We start from the raw sequence: 20,362 nt of genomic DNA, 5'->3' as shown, positions 1-20,362 counted from the left end.
CGTTCTTATTAAACTCTTATTAATAGTGGCACTTACCACATTCTAAACCACCCAATAATGCAGGAGTGATTTTTTCGCCTTTTTTGATTTTCTCATGGGCTTCAATCACTTTCGTGTAGAAAGCATTGTCTTTACCTGAAATCTCAGCGTCTTTATGGCAATTGATACACCATTTCATTGTTAGCGGAGAGAATTGATAAACTTCTTCCATGGTATTCACCGGACCGTGACATGCAAAACATACCGGCTCATTTGGCTGAAGACCTTTTTGTTTTCTGATCGCTTCTTCACCTACTACTACGTGTTGAGAGTGATTGAAATAAGCAAAATCAGGAAGGTTGTGAACACGAATCCATTCCACTGGCTTCTCTTTAGACTTGTCGTAAGTCAAAGTTGCAGGATCGTAACCGATCGCAGTATAGATCTTTTGAATCTCTGGAGAAATCTCACCGTTATACTTCTCTGTAGCTTGTACTGATTTGTGACAGTTCATACAAACGTTCACAGAAGGAATAGAAGCATTCTTAGATTTAAATGCACCTGAGTGACAGTACTGACAGTCGATCTGGTTTGTACCCGCGTGTAATTCGTGAGAGAACTTGATCGGTTGTACCGGCTGATATCCAGTGTGTACACCTGTATTCCACATGCTCATCCATCCGAATGAACCTAAGCTCACTACTAAACATAGAATGAAGAAGAATACAAATTTTTTGTTTTTGAATAATCTGCGAACACCTACAGCTAAAGAAACGTTGTCCTCTTCAGAGATTTCAACACCTTGTTTCTTTAAGATCAAACGCTCTAACATCTTAATCGCACGTCCTAATACTACCAATATCGCGATCGATATTAATATAATAGCAACGATACCTGCGATAGAGAGATTAGATACACCTGTATCTTCAGTAGCAGCTACTGCAGTTTCGCCTTCTTTCTTAGGCTCGCCCGCTTTAGCGTAAGCGATAACGTTTTTAATTTGGTCGTCCGTTAATGTTGGAAACGTCGTCATCTCCGAAGGAGAGAACTTCGCTGCTTCGATCGCTTGCTTATCACCAGCGTCAACTAAAGCTTTCCAGTTCCTTACCCATTTAATGGTAAAGGCTTCGTCAAGCTCGTTCATTTTAGGTGTTAAAGCCGGACCTGTACTGTTACGGTCTAACTGGTGACAAGAAGAACATTTATCCTTAAATATTTTCCTTCCTTCCACTACATCTTGCGCTTGTGTTGCAGAAACGATTAAAACAGATAAAGCCGTAAACATGAATGCCGACTTCCAAACTCTTCTAATGATCAATGAGATATCCCTCATAATGAGTATTTTATGCTATTTTTTAAAAAACTTGTAAACCGCCTTTGGCAATCGAACTTAGGTTCTACACCAAAACGTCCACAAAAGTAAAATTTATTAACTTACCAATGACAAATAAATGACAGTAAATACAATTTATAATCAATCTAAATAGTTTGTTTTTGGGGCTTTAAACGAAGAAAATCAGCAATTTTCGAAAAACTGCTGATTCTCCTCAGCCAACCTCACATGGACAATATTTGTAAATTCAATTTACATTTTTAATATCCATGCAAAGATCAATGGTGCAACGATTGTTGCATCAGATTCTACAATGAACTTTGGCGTGTTGATATCTAATTTACCCCAGGTGATTTTTTCATTTGGCACTGCACCTGAATAAGATCCATAAGAAGTCGTTGAATCAGAAATCTGACAGAAATAGCTCCAGAATGGAATATTCTCCATTTCCATATCCTGATACAACATCGGAACCACACAAATTGGGAAGTCGCCCGCAATACCTCCACCAATCTGGAAGAATCCGATTCCTTTACCAGCACTGTTTTTAATATACCAGTCTGCTAAATATCCCATATATTCAATACCACCTTTTACAGTAGTCGCTTTAACTTCACCTTTCATCACATAAGAAGCAAAGATGTTACCCATCGTTGAATCTTCCCATCCTGGTACTACAATCGGCAGGTTCTTCTCTGCTGCAGCAAGCATCCATGAGTTCTTAGGATCAATCTCATAGTATTGCTCAAGATCACCACTCAATAACATTTTGTACATGAACTCATGCGGGAAGAAACGCTCTCCTGCTTCCTCTGCATCTTTCCAGATCTTATTGATGTGTTTCTGTAATCTACGGAAAGCCTCTTCTTCAGGAATACAAGTATCCGTAACCCTGTTGTAATGGTTTTCCAAAAGATCCCATTCATCCTGTGGACTTAAATCACGGTAGTTAGGCACTCTTTTGTAATGAGAATGCGCAACAAGGTTCATGATGTCTTCTTCCAGGTTGGCGCCAGTACAAGAAATAATCGAAACTTTATCCTGACGGATCATTTCAGCTAAAGAGATGCCCAGCTCAGCAGTACTCATTGCGCCTGCAAGCGTAATCATCATCTTACCACCTTCATCCAAATGTGTTTCGTATCCTTTAGCCGCATCCATCATAGCTGCCGCATTAAAATGGAGATAATTCGTCTCCATGAATTGCGAGATAGGTCCTCTTTTCGTACTCATTTTTGATTAAATTTTGTTGTTAGCGCAAAAATAGGCAAATATTCGTAAAGGACTAATCCTAACCCCGCTTTAAAAATGAAAGCAGGGGAATTACTGGCGCTAATCTTGCTAGGGGTTCGCGAGTAACAGAATTTATATAAATCTTTCCCTATTTTAGGCCAATGAAGAGAATTTCGCTTTGTATCACTATACTGATCTTTAGCATCACTAACACATCTGCACAAAAAAAGTTTATCAAAAGATATTTATCTGAAAAAACCGACAGCTCACGCAGGGCGAGTTTTATGCCGGTACCTATTTTCCGATATTCCCAGGAAATAGGTGCAGAATTTGGCCTGGGTGCATTGTATTCTACTTACCTGGATAGAAAAGACAGCAGCAACCGCAGCTCCAACTTTTCAGGAGTAGCCTCAGTATCCACCAAAGGACAGTACAACTTTTCGTTAAAGAGCGATATTTGGACCAAAGGCAACGAATATCATTTCATTTCTGAATTCAGATTTAAAAGAATGCCATTCGACTTCTTCGGAATTGGCAATGAAACCTTATTTGCAAATGCAGATCGCCTTGTACAAAGACAATCCAGGGTGATGCTCGAAGCAGAAAAAAGAATATTGCCACATGCCTATACCGGAGTTTCGATTGGATTCGACAATTACAACTATAAAGATGAAATCACAGGTGGGCTATTTAGTACTGATCCAAACCTCATTCAACGATCGGGTGGCAGCGTAGCATATATAGGTATCTCTCAAAGCTACGATACCAGAAATTCCAACAACTACCCTACCAAAGGATTTCTTGGACGCATCGCTTACCAGTATGCACCAGACCTATGGAGCGGAGAAAATTTCACAGGAAGTGTCATTAAAGCAAATGTCAGAAATTTCTGGTCGCTCAGCCCTAAATTCGTATTGGGCGTAAATGCATTGTTCCATACCGTTCAGGGGAAAAAGATTCCTTTCTATCTCCTGCCTCAAATGGGGAACGACGAAATGATGAGGGGATACTATACCGGCCGCTACCGCGATCAGAATTTAATAGCTGGCCAGGCAGAACTCCGTTATCGTTACAACAACCGCTTCGGTGCAGTCGTGTTTGCCGGAACTGGACAGGTTTTTGCCAATGGGAATTTTGCCACCAAAAACTTCAAACCATCATACGGAGTTGGCGGAAGATATTTCTTCGATCCGGAAAAAGGTCTGAGTGTACGTATGGATTATGCCGTTGGAGAAAAACGCATCAATGAAAAACGCCAGAGCGGTTTTTATTTCACCCTGGCTGAAGCATTCTAGAACTTAATTTTAAAATGTTCTTTTGCCTGCCCTTTTTTAAAGTATACCAAGCCGATCCAAAATAAATCTACGGTTACAGTAACCTCAGGATGGCGCTTGATCTCTTCCCAGGCTTCTTTCATCCCTTCACTCCAATAAATATCATCAAAGATCAATAGCGAACCTTCATGCACTTTCGGTAAACACCAGTTAAAGTAATTGAGGGTCGCATCTTTTCTGTGATTTCCATCTATATAGACAAAGTCCAGCCGATCTGACTGCTCAATGAAATCAGGAAGTAAATGATCAAAATTACCTACCCGAAGCTCTACATTCTCCAATTCCAGATCCTGAAAGTTTCGATAAGCAGTTTTTGCGGTTTCAGGGCAACCTTCAATCGTTACAATATCTGCGGCCGGACAAGCCTTAGAAAGGTAAGAGGTGGTTAAACCCAAACATGTTCCCAATTCCAGGATATGATCCGGCTGATTGTCTTTCGCAAGGCGATAAATCAATTGAGCCAACCTCGGGCTCTTCAATGCGTTTTTGGCAATCTCTCGCAGCTTTTTCGTCCTGTTCTTATTCAAATGAGAGCCTGCGCCCAAATCCGTAACAGTAATTAAAGAATCGTCATTTAAAAGTTTTTTTCTTTGCGCTTCAATGCTTTTGTAATCACTTTTAGCGTTAAAATCGTAAATTACCTCATCTGTGAGCTTATAAACGAAAGGAGAATGAGTACCATGTCTGCTTTTTGAAGTCAATCGGTGCTTTAGATAGTCGCTGATAAAATTGAAAACCATAGCTACAAAAATAAGCAATCACATGATTCTAAGTTGCATGTTTAATGGAAAATAGTAAAGAAATAAGCGCATTAGTCAAATTGTTGGACGATCCCGATCCGGAGATCTTTGCACATATTGAAAAACGCTTGCTGGAATATGGAGAAGAGGTGGTTCATTTTCTTGAACATGCATGGGAGCAGTCTCTGGATACCCTACTCCAGGAGCGAATTGAAAACGTAGTCCATAAAATCCAGTTCAACAGCGTCAAAGAAGACCTGAACCTCTGGTATCAAAGCGGAGCTTTCGATTTACTTCAGGGAGCGCTGGTCCTCAACAGATACCAATATCCAGACCTCGACGAAGAAAAGATTAAATTCCAGATAGAAGAGATCAAGAGGGAAATCTGGTTGGGCTTACAATATGAAATGAGTTCTATTGAAAAGATCAAACTCATCAATCATGTGTTCTATAATGTATATGGCTTCAGTGGAAATACCAAAAATCACCACGATCCTCAAAACTCCTATATCAATCAGGTATTGGATAGCAAAAAAGGAAATCAGATTTCATTAGCCATCATCTACTCCACCATTGCCCAAAAACTGGATATTCCCGTGTACGGAGTCAATCTGCCACAACATTTTATCCTTGGCTATATTGATGAAGGTAAAAGGGAAGACCATGAATTTGGTGTGCTTTTCTATATCAACGCCTTTAATAAAGGAGCGATCTTCGGCAAACATGATGTAGACCAGTTCCTACGCCAATTAGGCCTGGAACCTATGCCAGGATATTATGCACCTTGCAGTAATGTAGAAATCATTAGGAGAATCATTAGAAACCTGATTTCTTCATATGAACATCTTGGCTCAACTGATAAAGTTACCGAATTGAAAGAACTTCAGAATATACTGGATAAAACCAATATTTAGCTTAAATGATTTTATTGGCTTTCATCCAGTTGACCAAACGATCAAACCATTGATCAGTTGTCGTCTTATTGTTTAAACCGAAACCATGTCCGCCAGCCTGATACGCGTGTAACTCTACTTTATTCCCAGCCTTAACCATTGCACGGTTAAAAGAAAGGCTGTTTTCAACTGGAACAGATGTATCATCATTCGCATGTACCAGGAACGTAGCCGGAGTCTGGGCATCCACATGCCGCTCATTTGAAAAGTATTCCTTTTGGGCATAACTAGCCTCAGGTCCGGTCAGGTTTTTTGCGGATCCTGTATGTGGCGACTCCAGTAGGGAGATCACCGGATAGATCAGCATCGAAAAATCAGGCCGGAGACTTAAGCCCTCTTTATTTTCTATTTTTACATCTTTATAATGGACGGTCAGCGTCGAGGCAAGATGCCCACCTGCAGAGAAACCCATGATCCCAATCTTTGAAGGATCAATACCATATTTAGCCGCATCCCTTCTCAGCAGGTACATGGCCTGTTGAGCATCCTGTAAAGGACCGAAAGACTTATCCGCCATAATCGCATCATCCGGCAAACGGTATTTCAATACAAATGCGGCAACACCGATTTCATTGAAACGCTGAGCCACAAGGTCCCCCTCATGGTTAATGGCCAGAATTCCATAGCCACCGCCCGGACAAATGATCACCGCCGCACCTGTTCCTTTCGCAGGTAAAAAGACCTTCATTGTTGGTACAGATACCTTACTGACCCTAATGATCCCATCCTTTCCTGTTTCGGAAAGCTCTTTGAAATCTGCAGGAACAGGTTTTGAACCTGGAATTTCCCCTGGATAAATCAAAACACTTTCCTGCGCAATTGCGCCATTTGCAGCAAAAAGACCAGTCATCATAAGTACAATAAGGTATCTCATATTTAAAATTCCATTAAGTAAGCTTTCAAAAACTCGTTCAAATCTCCATCTAATACCGCTTGTGCATTAGAGGTCTCATAATTTGTGCGTAAATCCTTCACCAGTTTATAAGGATGCAATACATAGTTTCTGATTTGCGATCCCCATTCGATCTTCTTTTTGGAACCTTCAATTAAAGCCGTTGCTTCCATACGTTTACGCATTTCCGCTTCATACAATTGCGATTTTAGCAAACGCATCGCATTCTCTTTATTCTGTAGCTGTGAACGGGACTCCTGGTTTTTAATCACAATACCCGATGGTTTATGGTACAACCTAACCGCCGTTTCCACTTTGTTCACATTTTGTCCACCAGCACCTCCGGAACGGAAAGTCTCAAATTCAACTTCCGAATCTTTCACCTCAATTTCTATGGTATCATCCACTAATGGATAAACATACACAGAAGCAAAAGAAGTATGCCGGCGGGCATTCGAATCAAAAGGAGATATACGCACCAAACGGTGAACCCCATTTTCTCCTTTCAGGTATCCATAGGAAAAGTCGCCGGCAAACTGAAGTGTAACCGATTTTATCCCTGTTACCTCTCCTTCCTGCGAATCCTGTTCTGTTACCTTATAGCCATTCTTCTCACCCCACATGATGTACATCCGCATCAGCATCGCTGCCCAGTCGCAACTTTCAGTACCACCAGCTCCGGCAGTAATCTGCATCACTGCATGAAGCTGATCTTCTTTGCTACTCAGCATGTTTTTCAGTTCCAGCTCTTCCACCATTTTCAGACAACGGTCGTACTGTTGCTGCATTTCTTCAGCGCTGGCATCGCCAGACTGCAAAAATTCAAACATCACCTCTGTATCTTCCAGTTCCTTATTTACGGCCTGCCAGGCATCAGTCCACACTTTCTTAGCGTTAATTCCTGCCAAATGCTTTTCTGCCTTTTTAGGGTCATCCCAAAAATTGGGCTGCAGGGTTAGTTCCTGCTCAATATAAATATCCTCTAGTCGTGTTTCGACGTCAAAGATGCCTCCTCAGCGACGCTACTCTGTCCCTTAAATCCTGTATTTGTTCTTTTGTCATAATCACAAATATATAATAATACAAAGAGGTTCTGCACCTGTTTTCAAAAACAAGCACAGAACCTCTCTAATCCCCTTCCTTTCTTAACTAAAAAGTCCTTTTAACTTATCAACGATGCCACCTTCCCCTTCTTTTCCTGCTTCATTACTACCAGTAAACAGGTTTGTCAGATCTGACAACTGAAACTTTCCGTCAGGTCCTGAAATCTTCGTCAGCATATCCTGAAGATTAAAAGAGCTGTCGTTCGGATCATTGGTCTTATTCACCAACTGCCCCATAACTCCTGGAATGATGGAAGCTGCAATGGCTTTCGCCGAATCCAGATTGATGCCCATACCGGATAGCTTATCAATAAAGCCCGAAGAGGCGTCCTGCACTACTGCAGAATTTGCCACATCTCCACCTTTAAAGGCATCCACCAGATTACCAATATTTCCGGACGATAATTGTTGTTTCAGGGAGTCAAAAATTGAACCGGAAGCTGCCTGAATGGCCGCTTCATTTTGCTCATTTGGAATCTCTGAATTGTTCACAATTGCATCCTGAGCACTTTGTTTAACCAGTTCATTCAAATTTTCTAACATAAAATTGTTTTCTAGGTGATGTACTAATATTAGTCTAATAAATATAACCAATTAAAATGATCCCTAAATCAAAAATGCATGCTTATTTTTTCATGTTCATGTAATCAAGTGTCAGGTTACTAAGCGCTTCCACTCCCAGGCCAAAACCACTTTCATCAATAAAGAAATCAGGGGTATGGTGTGATGGCGCTTTTAAAGGATCCTGGTCTTTAGGCATTCCGCCAAGGAAAAAAAATAAACCTGGCACCTTTTCCTGATAGAATGAGAAATCTTCTGCACCGGTAACCGGAGGTTTCAGCCTCACATGAGCTGCACCGGCAGTCGCCTGTAGACTTGGCAACATCTTCTCTGTTAATGCCACATCATTAAATGTAACGGGATAATGATTACTGTAAGGAATTTTCACTTCTGCAGTTGCACCACCAGCTTCTGCGGTTTTGGTCGCAATCGTTTTTACCCTTTCAATAAACATCGCTTCATCTTCTTTGCTAAAGTTCCTGATGGTTCCTAACATTTCCACTTTTTCAGGAATAATGTTCGAACGAATACCGCCATTAATTGCACCAATGGTAACTACACCTGGATTTTCTGTGACATTCAGGTTTCTACTCACAATCGTCTGCAGGTTATTCACAATTTGTGCAGAAATCACCACGGGATCTACGCTACTCCATGGATAAGCACCATGTGCCTGCTTTCCGCTTACCGTAATCTTCAAATCATTTACCGCAGCCATGATCCCAGCAGGGCGATAAGTGATGTCACCTACCGGGGTCTGGGAATTGATGTGTAAACCAAAAATCACATCCACTTTCGGGTTTTCCAAAACGCCTTCTTTTACCATCAGTTCTGCACCACCTTCTTCCCCATGAGGAGCCCCTTCCTCTGCCGGTTGAAAAATAAATTTCACCGTTCCGGAAAGGTCTTTTTTCAAAGCAGCAAGAACCTCTGCTACTCCCATTAAAATCGCCACATGGCTATCATGACCACAGGCATGCATCACGCCTACTTCCTGTCCGTTGTACATTGTTTTTACTTTGGATGCAAAAGGCAAATTTACCCGCTCAGTGACTGGCAAACCATCCATATCGGCTCTTAAGGCAACCACCGGTCCTGGTTTCCCTCCTTTAAGAATTCCCACTACTCCTGTCTTAGCGACCCCGGTCTGCACCTCAATCCCTAATGATGTTAAATGTTTTGCCACCAGCGCAGCGGTTCGCTTTTCCTGGTTCCCCAGTTCCGGATGCTCATGCAAATCCCGACGCCAATCCAGTACTTTCTGTGTGATGCTTAAAGTCTTTTTTGAAACCTCTGGTCTCAAATTCTGCTTTTGGGCAACCGCAGTAGCGCTACACAAAACCAACAGTCCTACGTAAAATCTCTTCATAAACCAATAATTTTTACGTTAAATATAAGATAATGAGTGGATATTCATTTCGAATAGAAATATTATCAAGGTCATTTTCAGCAAATAAAATAAAGCCCTACATTTACAAAAACCCCAATATGATGCTACCAACGATAAACTTTACAGAAACTGCGGCTTATAAATACCTGACAGATCATTTCATCGGGATCAATGAAAAAAGCCTTAAGGATCTTTTTACGGAAGATGCTTCCCGTTTTGAAAAATTCTCCATTCTATTTGAAGACATTCTTGTGGATTATTCAAAAAACAGAATTGATGATACCACCATGGCCCTGTTAATGCAACTGGCCAGAGAGTGTAAATTAGATGAGGCCATTAAAGCCATGTTTAAGGGTGATAAAATCAACCAGACTGAAGGCAGGCAAGTACTCCACATCGCTTTACGTAACCAGGGCAATGACCCCATTCTTGTAGATGGCAAAAATGTCATGGAAGAGGTGAATAAAGTCTTGGAAAAGATGGATAAGTTTAGTCAGGACATCATCTCCGGATCATGGAAGGGCTATACCGGGAAAGCCATTACTGATGTGGTGAACATTGGTATTGGTGGTTCTGATTTAGGGCCGGTAATGGTAACAGAAGCACTAAAAGCTTATAAAAACCATTTGAATATGCATTTCGTCTCTAACATTGACGGAACGCACATTGCGGAAACTTTAAAAAATGTAAATCCGGAAACTACCTTGTTCCTGATTGCATCAAAAACTTTTACGACACAGGAAACCATGACCAATGCCCATAGCGCAAAGGACTGGTTCTTAAATAGCGGTGCTGCGCAAAGCGATGTTGCTAAGCATTTTGCCGCACTTTCTACCAATGCAAAAGACGTATCTGAATTTGGGATTGACACCAACAACATGTTCGAATTCTGGGACTGGGTTGGTGGAAGATACTCTTTATGGAGTGCCATTGGCCTTCCTATCGCTTTGAGTATCGGCTTCGACAATTTCAAACAATTGCTTGCAGGTGCACATGCTACAGATAGCCATTTTGAAAATGCAGATTTCGAGCACAATGTCCCTGTAATTCTGGCCTTAATCGGCATCTGGTACATCAACTTCTTTGATGCAGAAACTCAGGCCATTTTACCATACGATCAGTACATGCACCGTTTTGCAGCTTATTTCCAGCAGGGAGATATGGAAAGTAACGGTAAACATGTAGACCGTAACGGCAACGATGTTTCTTATGAAACCGGACCGATCATCTGGGGAGAACCTGGTACCAACGGACAACATGCTTTTTATCAGCTGATCCACCAGGGAACCCGTTTAATTCCTTGTGATTTCATCGCCCCTGCACAAAGCTTAAATCCACTGGGCCAACACCATCCCATCCTATTGTCTAATTTCTTCGCACAAACAGAAGCCCTGATGAATGGTAAAACGAAAGAACAGGTGGTTGCGGAACTGGAAAAAGAAGGCAAAAGCAAGGAGGAAATAGAAAAACTGGCACCTTTCAAAGTGTTTGAAGGAAACAGACCTACTAACTCTATTCTGTTGAAAAAAGTAACTCCATTTAGCCTGGGCAGTTTAATTGCTATTTATGAGCATAAAATATTCGTTCAGGGCATCATCTGGAACATCTTCAGCTTCGACCAATGGGGTGTGGAGCTCGGCAAACAGCTGGCAAAAAGCATTCTACCAGAACTAGAAGGAAATCAAGAGGTTCAGTCGCATGATGCTTCCACAAATGGATTAATCAATCAGTATAAAAACTGGAGATAAACTCAAAAAAATAGCGCTTGGAAATTAAACCTTTTAAGCGCTATATTGTTCTAACCAAATAAAAGGATATGATCATGAGAACATTTAAAAATTTGTTAGCACTTCTTATTGTTTTTTCAAGCGTTCAGGTAATGGCGCAAACAGATAAAGAAACCACAGCCAGACTGGTAGCTGACAAGCATCTGGTTTTTGATGCAACGGCTGCGATTCCCATGGCTAATGCTGATTTAAATAAGGTACTGAGCAAAATGCCAGGTACAGCAGGCGCTGGAGTAATTCAACTCAACGGCTCTCAGTACCAACTGATCATTAACAAGGACAGCATAGAAGCTTACCTTCCATACTATGGAAGAGCTTATACCAGCACGATGAACCCTGATGAATCAGGTATAAAATTTAAATCTAAAAAATTCGGTTATAAAACCACCGCCAGGAAAAAAGGAGGATGGATCATTGATATTACACCTAAAGATACCAAAGATGTACGTAGCATGTCTTTAAGTATCTCTAGCGCTGGTTATGCTACCTTAAGTGTGAATAGCACCAACAGACAGCCTATCACTTTTAACGGTGTCATTTCAGAACCTAAAAAAGTAGAGAGTAAAACCACTGAAGAATAATAAGAAGGTATAAAAAAGCCGTCATATCAAGGATATGACGGCTTTTTTATTGAATAGCAATATAGCGTTATGGCTTTGGAACCAGGTTCACCTGGAACATATGAGGCCATTTCTTACCCGTTACGAATAAACGTTTTCCGGCTTTATCCCAGGCAATACCATTCAGCACATTATTGGCCTGATCAATCTCATCTTTATAATATCCGGCGGGCAACAATCCAGAGAAGTCAATCTCTTTCTCAATTACACCCGTTGCAGGATCAATGACCACCACTACATTTTTTGTGTAAACATTGGCATAGATCTTACCATCAATATATTCCAGCTCATTCAGCTGAGGTACCGGACCATAATTGTTATACACTTCAATCGATCCTTCTTCTTTATAATTGTCTTTATTCAGGAACCAGATTTTATTGGTTCCATCAGATTTATACAACCTCTGGCCATCAAAACATAAGCCCCAACCTTCCATGCTCGATTGATAAGGAAAAGTAGATTGCTGGGTCAGGCTCTTCGCATCAAATACTAAACCCAGTCTGTTCTGCCAGGTCAGCATCACAATCTTATCTCCTACCAGACTTGATCCCTCACCGAAATACTGATCATCCAGTTTTGTCTGTTGTAATACTTTACCTGTAGGCACATCTACCCATCTCACTGAAGAATGTTGCTCCTGCCCCGTACTTTCCAGAAAACGACCATTATGGAATTCCAGGCCTTGTGTATAGGCAGAAGTATCATGAGGGAAAGTTTTAACGACCTTATAACTGTATTGCGCAGGCGTTACAGCCGACTTTAGCTCAAAGTTGATCGTTAATGTATCTTTCTGCCCATCGTTCTCTATAACGGCTGTAATCAGCTTGTAACCTAAGCTCAGTCCGGTAGTCGGAATAGTAACAGGATCTGCATTGCTTTTTGTAGCCACAGGCTTCCCATCCAGGGTATATACTGCGGAAGTGACATTACTTCCGGAAGGAACCTCCAATGCCACCTTCACTTCCGTTCCCAGAGGGAAACTTTGTCCTTGTTCCGGAGATTTGAAACTTACACCAGAACCTGGTGATGGATTATTTTTACAGGAAATAACCAGGGATATGCTCAATAATAAGCAAGCCGACAGGATTAATTTAGATAAACTCATGATTTTTTTAACTTGGCCAGAATGCATCTTCAATGTGATTAATTTTAAAAAGGTTTTTATGCTCAAAAGTAATGGCAATAATATCAAAACGGATTTCTCCCTGATGTTGTTTCAATTCAATGTAAGCCGCAGAAGCAAACTCCAGCTGCTTTTCTTTTTTACGGTCTACAAAATCTTCCGGCTCCCCAAAATCGGTGCTGCTTCGGGTTTTCACTTCCACAAAAATCAAGGTACCACCCTGATCAGCTATAACGTCAACTTCTGCCCTGGCGTATCTCCAATTTACATTTAAGATCCGGTATCCTGCATTTTCCAGATATGCTCTGGCAATCTGCTCCCCCCGTTGGCCAAGTTCATTGTGTACCGCCATCTATTTTAAAATCACCGTTCCAAGGAACTTTGAAATCTCTCTTTCTACTGTTTTCATAAACATAAAGCGCTGCATCAGAATTTCCAGATTTACCGGATCAGCTTCCGTTTTGATCTCCCTGGAAATGTCTTTCAACATCCGGGCAACCTTTCCTTTTTTAAGGTGAAATATCCCACCCAGGACCGTTGCTTTTAGATTCACACTTTCATCTCTGACATAGATATTGTGCTTATTATACCAGTTTTCACTTAAGGAATATGGAGAAGTAGAAAGCGTGATAGCCAACTCCACAATTTTCCGGTCTTCATTGTTGATAAACTGACTGGCTACTGGTAAATGGCCATTTTCTATTTCTTCATTATAGGTATCAATAATCTTTTTACAGACCGGATCGGTAAAACTAACATCCGCCAGGTTCTGCATAATGAAAGAACCAATATACATATTGTCGATCTTATCCCAACTCACCAATTCGTGGCCATAAGCCAGTAAAAGACGGACCACCTCCTGCTCCTGCAACAAGTCACTGTCTTCGGCTGCTGCCGCTTCCGCAGCTTCGGCTCCTGCACCGGGAACCTCAAAGAGATTATCGGGTGGGCCATCAGGATAAGGTTGATATGGGTTTTGATTTTGTGCGGGAAAACCTGAAGAACCTACAGCGGAATTTCCGGCTCCGGACTGACCTGAACCTGATTTCCTGAATTTGGCCATTCTGATTTTATTCAGCTCAGAAAGTAAAATTCGCTCTTCTACCTGTAACAGACCACTACATTCCTTAATGAAAATCGAAGCCTTGATATCGTCAGGGATCTTTGCAATACTCTCTACAATATCCCGGATAATTCCTGCCCTTTTAATCGGATCTGTACCCGCTTCTTTCAGCAGTATATTTGCTTTGTAAAGAATAAAATCCTTACGGTTTTCTTCAATGTATTTTTTAAAAGCTCCGGAGCCTACATGGTGCATGTAAGAATCAGGGTCATGACCATCTGGGAAAGAAACCACTTTGACGTTCAATCCTTCTTCCAGGATCATGTCTAATCCACGCAAGGAAGCTTTAATTCCGGCGGCATCCCCATCATAAAGAATGGTCACATTTTCTGTAAAGCGACCGATCAAACGAATCTGTTCTGTCGTCAATGAAGTACCCGAAGAGGCCACCACATTTTCTATTCCCGCCTGATGTGCAGCAAGCACATCCGCATATCCTTCCACCAGATAACAGTTATCGGCATCTCTGATCGCTTTTTTGGCCTGAAATAAACCATACAGGACATTCGACTTATGATAGATCTCACTTTCCGGTGAATTGACGTATTTGGGAACATTTTTATCGGTCTTCAGTGTTCTGCCACCAAAACCGATAATCCGACCAGTGAAATTATGGATCGGGAACATCACCCTCCCCCTGAAACGATCATACAACTTGCCCTTATCATTTCTGATCGACAAGCCCGTTTTCTCCAGGTATTCTTCTTTATGCCCAGCTGCAACCGCATGCTGAATCAGCGCATCCCAGACATCCGGGGAATAACCCAGTTGAAACTTCCTGACAATATCTTCCCTGAAGCCCCTTTCCTTGAAATAACTCAGACCAATGGCTCTGCCCTGATCCCCTGTCCACAGTTCATTGGCAAAGAAATTTGCCGCAAATTCCGAAACAATATATAAGCTTTCGCGGGCATTCTGGGCTTCGATATTTTGTGGGGACTGTACCGTCTCCTCCACCTCAATGTTGTATTTCTGAGCCAGAAACTTTAAGGCTTCCGGATAGGAATACTTCTCATGGTCCATGATAAAATGGACCGAATCACCACCTTTACCACAACCGAAACATTTGTAAATCCCTTTTGCCACTGAAACGTGGAAAGAAGGTGTTTTCTCATTGTGAAAAGGGCAATTCCCTATCAAACTGGTACCACGTTTTTTTAAAGACACAAAATCACCAACCACTTCCTCAATGCGGACGGTTTCCATGATTTTGCTAATGGTATCCTGATTAATCATTCTTTAATATTTTTATTTATCGCTTACACTCATCTCCTGTAAATCCCTGTACTATTTCAGAAAAGGGATTAATACTTCTGCAAGGGTCTGATTCCCTTTATCGTTCAAATGTACACCATCAGTTGTTAAAATTCCTTTGGCTACATCTGAGCTATTGTTTTTCTCCGAATAGTTTTTAAAAAGCGTCCTCAAATCACATAAGGGCAGTTTATTTTTCGTTGCCAAATCCCTGATCGCTCCTGAATATTTATCCAGATCGGCATCCATTTCATTGGCGTTATTTTTCTTCTCCCCAATCACCGCGGGTGTGCATAGCACTACCTTTGCTCCGGCGGCCTGGATCTTATTGATCAATGCCTGATAAAAAGAAATGAACTTATCATAATCCGTTCCGGTATGCATCGACTGTTTATGCCATACATCATTTACACCAATGTAAATCACCACCAGATCCGGTTTTTTTGCCAGCACATCTTCCTCCATCCTGAGGTATAAATCGTAGACCTTATTCCCACCAATTCCAGCACCAATCACCTCATATTTCGTAGGGTCAAGGGATTTACGGATCAGGTCTACATAACCTCCTGGTGCTACGCCCTGCTGGGTAATCGAGTCACCAAAGAAAATAATCTTTTTAGGCTTCACATTCATTGCGGTAAAAACAATAAGCAGCAACATGGCCACTGGTAAGCAAACTAATTTTTGGATATTTTTCATGAACATTATTTTTTAGTGGAACGGGAAAAATCAAGATCCTGAAAATCATAACTAAAATCAGTTAAAGGAGACAGAGCTTCCATCTTCATTCCAGATGCCTTTCCCTCTTTATCTAAGGAGAAAATCGCAAAAGCATCTGCATGCATACTCCTGTCCGTCCATTTAACCACAAAGGCATTTCCTTTATAAGGCAGCATTTCGCCACTAAGTTTTGGAGAATTGACAGATTGGAACCAGGCTTTACCATTTTGTTTTTTAATGATCACCTCACCAAACCAGGGGTCCGTAAAAGATCCTTCATAAATGCTCAGGTCAATTTTCCCGGAATGTTTCAGCTGTTCTGTTGCAATTGCCGCCCAAACCTGATCAGTGACCTTTTTAGCTTCTGCCTCATCCGCCAGAAAATCTGATTTATAAACAGCGATTCTATCTTTTCCTTTGATGCCAAAATATCCGTCTTTAATCGTGTTCGTAATCGAAGAGAAAGCATAACCACTCTCCTGATTGGTCAGCACAATAATACCCAGTTTCAGCTCAGGGATTAAAGTTACCTGAGTGACAATCCCACTCAAACCACCGGTATGCGAAACCTGCAATTTTCCATTCACTGAACTGAGAAACCATCCAAGTCCATAACTGTTAAAAGGAGCACCTTCAATAATCGTTTGCGGACTCCACATTTCGCGATGGACTTCCGGACTAAACAATTGCTTCTCCAGGTTCTGTCCATATTTTCCATCGTTCATCTGCAGGATTGCCCATTTACTCATCTCAGTCACATTAGACCAGATGCCACCTGCTGCATTGGAAATCTCTGGAAAAGCTTTACTGATCACCCTTAATTTTCCATCAATCGAACTATGCGCATCAATCGAATTCATCTTGTCCTTCAAAGCTGGATATCCCGCAGCACTTCCGCTCATTCCGATCGGACGCATGATTCTTTTTTCTATAAAGTCATCCCAACTCATGCCAGATACTTTTGCCAGTACTTCACCGGCAACAATATACAGCAGATTATCGTAATCAAATTTTGTTCTGAATCCCGAGACAGGTTTCAGATAACGCATATTATGAATCAGTTCCGCTTTAGTTACCCGATTTGAATCCGGAAAAATCATGAGGTCCCCTGCACCCAGGCCCAAACCACTCCGATGCGTCAACAAATCCCTAACCGTAAATTCCTGGGTCACGTAAGGATTATACAGTTTAAATCCAGGAATCAGATCTACGACTTTATCTTCCCATTTTAGTTTTCCTTCGTCCACTAAAATTGCCAATCCTGCTGCTGTAAAAGCCTTACTGTTAGAGGCAATTCCAAAAAAGGTGTTTTCGTTGACCGGTTCTTTTGTGTTCAAAGAACGGAGCCCATATCCTTTGGAATGAATCACTTTCCCATCTTTTACAATGGCAAGCGCAATCCCCGGGACATTAAAGGTAGTCAGTGTCTTCTCCACTAAGCTATCCAGCTGTTTACTGCTCAGTACCTGTGCATTTGAATGCGATGTGGCGATAAGAAGCCCAAAAGCAATAACGATGAACCTGATTTTTCTCATAATAGCAGCATTTGTCTATCAAATATATTTTTAAATTCGGAAACCTATCTGGCAATCTGGTAGTCCTTATGAACAATCAGAAAACTCGCCCGTTCTTCCTTCTTAAAAGGATAATCCCAATTCCCCTGATAAGTAATTTTTGTGGGCAATTTCTCTCCTCCAAAATAACTCATCTCAATATTCATCTGTACATTAAAATCAAACAGCATATTGCTGTATTTCATGTCTACATAACGACCAAGAATCTCAAAAGTCCGCTGATCAAAAATAGTAGTCAGCTCCTTAATCATCAGGCCATCTTTGGTGCCATTACTTAAATCCGGCTTCACTGTAACCTTGAAACGGTACACTGGAATAGAATCCAGATAAGTTCCGCTAGCATAGCTATAATCGTAATACTGGCGCATATTAGCGGTAAAAATCTGCGTTTTACTGCCAATAAACGGCAAGCCTTTAATTGGTCTGCCAGGCGCAAAAATCAAAGTCTTCAATTTATCTTTATAAGACTCATTACTCTCGGCACCTTTACCGGTGGTCATTGGTCCTTCAGCCACAAATTCCGACTGATAAGCATTCATAAAAATGTAATCAAACATTTCTATGGTGTACAACTGGTATTTACCGTTTTTCTTGTAGACTTTTCCGGTATCTTGTCTGACCAGGTATTCCATTTTGACCGGCCCCTTCGGGTTATGCCTGATTTTTCGGTAAATCCTACCGTTTACTTTATTCTTTTTATCATAGGTATAAATCCTGTTTTCAGCGAGAAAAGCATATTTCTTCATATTCCTAAAAGCCTGATAAAAGCTATTGTCAGTAATAATGGCATTGATAAATGTCTCCACGCCAAATTTTTGCGACACGATGCTCACCGCTGAATCCAACTGGATCGTTTTAATCGTATCCGGGTTAAATCGGGGAATTTCCTGACTAAAGCTCCTCGCAAAAAACAAGGTAAAAACCGTTAATAAAAGTAATTTCCTCATTAATTACCCAGTTGCTTTAAGGCCAGGTAAGCCATTAAGCCCGTAGACAATTTCAAGGCATCTTCATCAATATCAAAGTTTGGCGTATGTACAGAATAACTCGTGCCTTTTTCCTTATTTCCGGTCCCTAACCTGTAGAAACAGGCGTCCGTTACCTGGGAATAATAGGCGAAATCTTCCGCAGCCATCCAGATGTCCAGTTCCAGCACATTCTCTTTCCCTAAATAATCTTCTGCATGTGCACGGGCATGATCACTCAATTCCGGCTCATTGATCAGGTATGGATAACCATCCATGATATTAAAATCACAACTGCCACCCATACTTTCAGCGATACCTTCAGCCATTTTTTTCATTAGTTTTTTGGCTTCCCTGCGCCAGTCTTCATTTAGTGTTCTGAACGTACCTTCCAGTTTCACCTCATTAGGAATGATATTCGTAGCACCATTGGCCTGTACCTTTCCAAAAGAAAGTACAGAAGGCAAGCGTGGATCTGCATTTCTGCTCACAATTTGTTGTAAAGCGATGATGATATGCGAAGCGATCACTACCGGATCTATATTCTGATGTGGTTGTGCACCATGGCCACCTTTGCCATGCACAGTCACATACAATTCATCTGTAGAAGCCATATAAATGCCCGAGCGGAAACCAACCTTACCGGCATCAATCAAAGGCATCACATGCTGTCCAAGGATCGCCTGTGGCTTAGGATTATCCAATACCCCTTCTTTGATCATGATACTTGCACCACCTGGCAATACTTCTTCTCCAGGCTGGAAGATCAATTTGATGGTTCCGGCAAATTCCGCTTTGAGGCTATTCAGAATATAAGCGGTTCCCAATAATGAAGAACTGTGTACGTCATGACCGCAGGCATGCATCACACCTGGATTTTTTGAAGCATAAGGTTTATCATTTTCCTCAATGATAGGCAATGCATCCATATCCGCACGCAAAGCGACGACCTTATCCGATGGAATCCCACCAGTAATCAATCCAACTACCCCTGTATTGGCCATCTCGGTATAAGGGATTCCCCATTCTTCCAGGTGACTTTTAATATAGGCTGAAGTTTCAAACTCCTTAAAGGAAAGTTCAGGATTGGCATGTAAATGCTGACGGTAGCCTCTCACCTGATCAAAAATATCAAGCGCAAGGGTTTGGATCTTATCTTTCATTGTCATTGCTATAATCTAGGTTAGGTGCATTTATTTTCTCCCTAAAAATAAATAGGGTTGGGAACATTGGTCTCAGTTCATTTAATAGCCGCTGGGCTTCCAGGCGGGTTCTAAAATCACCAACACGCAAATAATAATTGGGTTCTTTATAGGTAATATAGGTATTTAGATTCGGGTATGCCGATTTAAACCGGGCTTGTTCCGCAAATACCTGACGTCTGTCGGAACCATAGAATATCTGTACGCGATATCCCATCTGGCTGACAATAGCTGATCCAGGCTTAACCGGAGTTCCGGCCTGGGAACCAGCAGACTTCATGTACAAAGCGATCCGCTTTGCAATCAGGCTATCAATCATGGGATCCTTAACCACTACCACCTCTCCTTTACGTTGTGCAAAAAGGGCGATGGATAAACAACAAAATATACTGGTGAATAATATCTTCATGAAAGGGCTTAAAAAAAAGAATGCCGAATTTTTTTTACAAAAATCGGCATTCTAAATGTGTATTACA

The 20,362-nt window shown here is 41.4% G+C and carries 19 protein-coding genes; 4 read left to right on the top strand and 15 right to left on the bottom strand.

Annotation, left to right across the window (positions count from 1 at the left end):
* Positions 1–19: 19 nt before the first annotated feature.
* Entirely contained in the window at positions 20–1,312 is a 1,293-nt protein-coding gene (locus tag R2Q94_RS14660) for a cytochrome c3 family protein (protein ID WP_316822215.1), read from the bottom strand.
* 252 nt (positions 1,313–1,564) lie between these two features.
* Complete coding sequence (locus tag R2Q94_RS14655; protein ID WP_316822214.1) at positions 1,565–2,545, bottom strand: deoxyhypusine synthase family protein; 981 nt, start codon at positions 2,543–2,545, stop codon at positions 1,565–1,567.
* Between the two features lie 161 nt (positions 2,546–2,706).
* Between R2Q94_RS14655 and R2Q94_RS14650 the strand changes: the two genes are divergently transcribed.
* On the top strand, positions 2,707–3,840 hold the full coding sequence (locus R2Q94_RS14650) for a BamA/TamA family outer membrane protein (RefSeq protein WP_316822213.1): 1,134 nt from the start codon (positions 2,707–2,709) through the stop codon (positions 3,838–3,840).
* Here the strand turns inward: R2Q94_RS14650 and R2Q94_RS14645 are convergent.
* Positions 3,837–4,619 (bottom strand): class I SAM-dependent methyltransferase, encoded by a 783-nt coding sequence (locus R2Q94_RS14645; protein ID WP_316822212.1) that lies wholly within the window; start codon positions 4,617–4,619, stop codon positions 3,837–3,839. The two genes, R2Q94_RS14650 and R2Q94_RS14645, sit on opposite strands and share 4 nt — an antisense overlap.
* A gap of 44 nt (positions 4,620–4,663) precedes the next feature.
* Here R2Q94_RS14645 and R2Q94_RS14640 point away from each other — a divergent pair, with 44 nt between their 5' ends.
* Positions 4,664–5,533: a transglutaminase-like domain-containing protein gene (locus R2Q94_RS14640; RefSeq protein WP_316822211.1), complete on the top strand. Its 870-nt coding sequence runs from the start codon at positions 4,664–4,666 to the stop codon at positions 5,531–5,533.
* A 1-nt stretch (position 5,534) separates the two neighbouring features.
* Here R2Q94_RS14640 and R2Q94_RS14635 read toward each other — a convergent pair whose 3' ends face one another.
* The 4 genes from R2Q94_RS14635 to R2Q94_RS14620 all read right to left on the bottom strand — a co-directional run bounded on the left by R2Q94_RS14635 (position 5,535) and on the right by R2Q94_RS14620 (position 9,497).
* Positions 5,535–6,446 (bottom strand): alpha/beta hydrolase, encoded by a 912-nt coding sequence (locus R2Q94_RS14635; RefSeq protein WP_316822210.1) that lies wholly within the window; start codon positions 6,444–6,446, stop codon positions 5,535–5,537.
* A 2-nt stretch (positions 6,447–6,448) separates the two neighbouring features.
* A protein-coding gene (prfB, locus tag R2Q94_RS14630) for a peptide chain release factor 2 (RefSeq protein ID WP_316822209.1) occupies positions 6,449–7,526 on the bottom strand; the annotation gives its coding sequence in 2 pieces (ribosomal slippage) (positions 6,449–7,465 and positions 7,467–7,526; 1,077 coding nt in all).
* Positions 7,527–7,609: 83 nt separating this feature from the next.
* Positions 7,610–8,110, bottom strand: a complete 501-nt coding sequence (locus R2Q94_RS14625; RefSeq protein WP_316822208.1) for a hypothetical protein — start codon at positions 8,108–8,110, stop codon at positions 7,610–7,612.
* Positions 8,111–8,192: 82 nt separating this feature from the next.
* The gene (locus R2Q94_RS14620) at positions 8,193–9,497 is read right to left on the bottom strand and encodes an amidohydrolase (RefSeq protein ID WP_316822207.1); all 1,305 of its coding nucleotides are present in this window, start codon (positions 9,495–9,497) and stop codon (positions 8,193–8,195) included.
* Positions 9,498–9,619: 122 nt separating this feature from the next.
* Here R2Q94_RS14620 and pgi point away from each other — a divergent pair, with 122 nt between their 5' ends.
* A complete protein-coding gene (gene pgi, locus R2Q94_RS14615; RefSeq protein ID WP_316822206.1) occupies positions 9,620–11,266 on the top strand; it encodes a glucose-6-phosphate isomerase in 1,647 nt (548 codons plus the stop codon).
* Between the two features lie 74 nt (positions 11,267–11,340).
* Positions 11,341–11,886, top strand: coding sequence for a DUF4251 domain-containing protein (locus R2Q94_RS14610; RefSeq protein ID WP_316822205.1), 546 nt, complete (start codon positions 11,341–11,343; stop codon positions 11,884–11,886).
* Positions 11,887–11,953: 67 nt separating this feature from the next.
* Here R2Q94_RS14610 and R2Q94_RS14605 read toward each other — a convergent pair whose 3' ends face one another.
* From R2Q94_RS14605 to R2Q94_RS14570, 8 genes are read right to left on the bottom strand one after another with little or no spacing between them, the layout of a single operon-like run.
* Complete coding sequence (locus tag R2Q94_RS14605; RefSeq protein ID WP_316822204.1) at positions 11,954–13,030, bottom strand: glutaminyl-peptide cyclotransferase; 1,077 nt, start codon at positions 13,028–13,030, stop codon at positions 11,954–11,956.
* Positions 13,031–13,037: 7 nt separating this feature from the next.
* A complete protein-coding gene (locus R2Q94_RS14600; protein WP_316822203.1) occupies positions 13,038–13,400 on the bottom strand; it encodes a YraN family protein in 363 nt (120 codons plus the stop codon).
* The gene (gene dnaG, locus R2Q94_RS14595; protein ID WP_316822202.1) at positions 13,401–15,407 is read right to left on the bottom strand and encodes a DNA primase; all 2,007 of its coding nucleotides are present in this window, start codon (positions 15,405–15,407) and stop codon (positions 13,401–13,403) included.
* A 51-nt stretch (positions 15,408–15,458) separates the two neighbouring features.
* On the bottom strand, positions 15,459–16,124 hold the full coding sequence (locus R2Q94_RS14590; RefSeq protein WP_316822201.1) for an SGNH/GDSL hydrolase family protein: 666 nt from the start codon (positions 16,122–16,124) through the stop codon (positions 15,459–15,461).
* A 5-nt stretch (positions 16,125–16,129) separates the two neighbouring features.
* On the bottom strand, positions 16,130–17,680 hold the full coding sequence (locus R2Q94_RS14585) for a serine hydrolase (protein WP_316822200.1): 1,551 nt from the start codon (positions 17,678–17,680) through the stop codon (positions 16,130–16,132).
* A gap of 44 nt (positions 17,681–17,724) precedes the next feature.
* Positions 17,725–18,666 carry a hypothetical protein gene (locus R2Q94_RS14580; RefSeq protein WP_316822199.1) on the bottom strand — a complete coding sequence of 314 codons (942 nt, stop codon included), beginning with the start codon at positions 18,664–18,666 and terminating at the stop codon, positions 17,725–17,727.
* On the bottom strand, positions 18,666–19,853 hold the full coding sequence (locus R2Q94_RS14575; protein WP_316822198.1) for a M20 family metallopeptidase: 1,188 nt from the start codon (positions 19,851–19,853) through the stop codon (positions 18,666–18,668). Before R2Q94_RS14575 ends, R2Q94_RS14580 begins: the two co-directional genes overlap by 1 nt.
* Complete coding sequence (locus R2Q94_RS14570) at positions 19,837–20,295, bottom strand: SPOR domain-containing protein (protein WP_316822197.1); 459 nt, start codon at positions 20,293–20,295, stop codon at positions 19,837–19,839. Before R2Q94_RS14570 ends, R2Q94_RS14575 begins: the two co-directional genes overlap by 17 nt.
* Between the last annotated feature and the right edge of the window lie 67 nt (positions 20,296–20,362).

This window comes from Pedobacter gandavensis (genome assembly GCF_032678465.1).
GTDB lineage: Bacteria > Bacteroidota > Bacteroidia > Sphingobacteriales > Sphingobacteriaceae > Pedobacter > Pedobacter gandavensis_B.
This window is presented reverse-complemented; position numbering and strand designations above follow the sequence as displayed.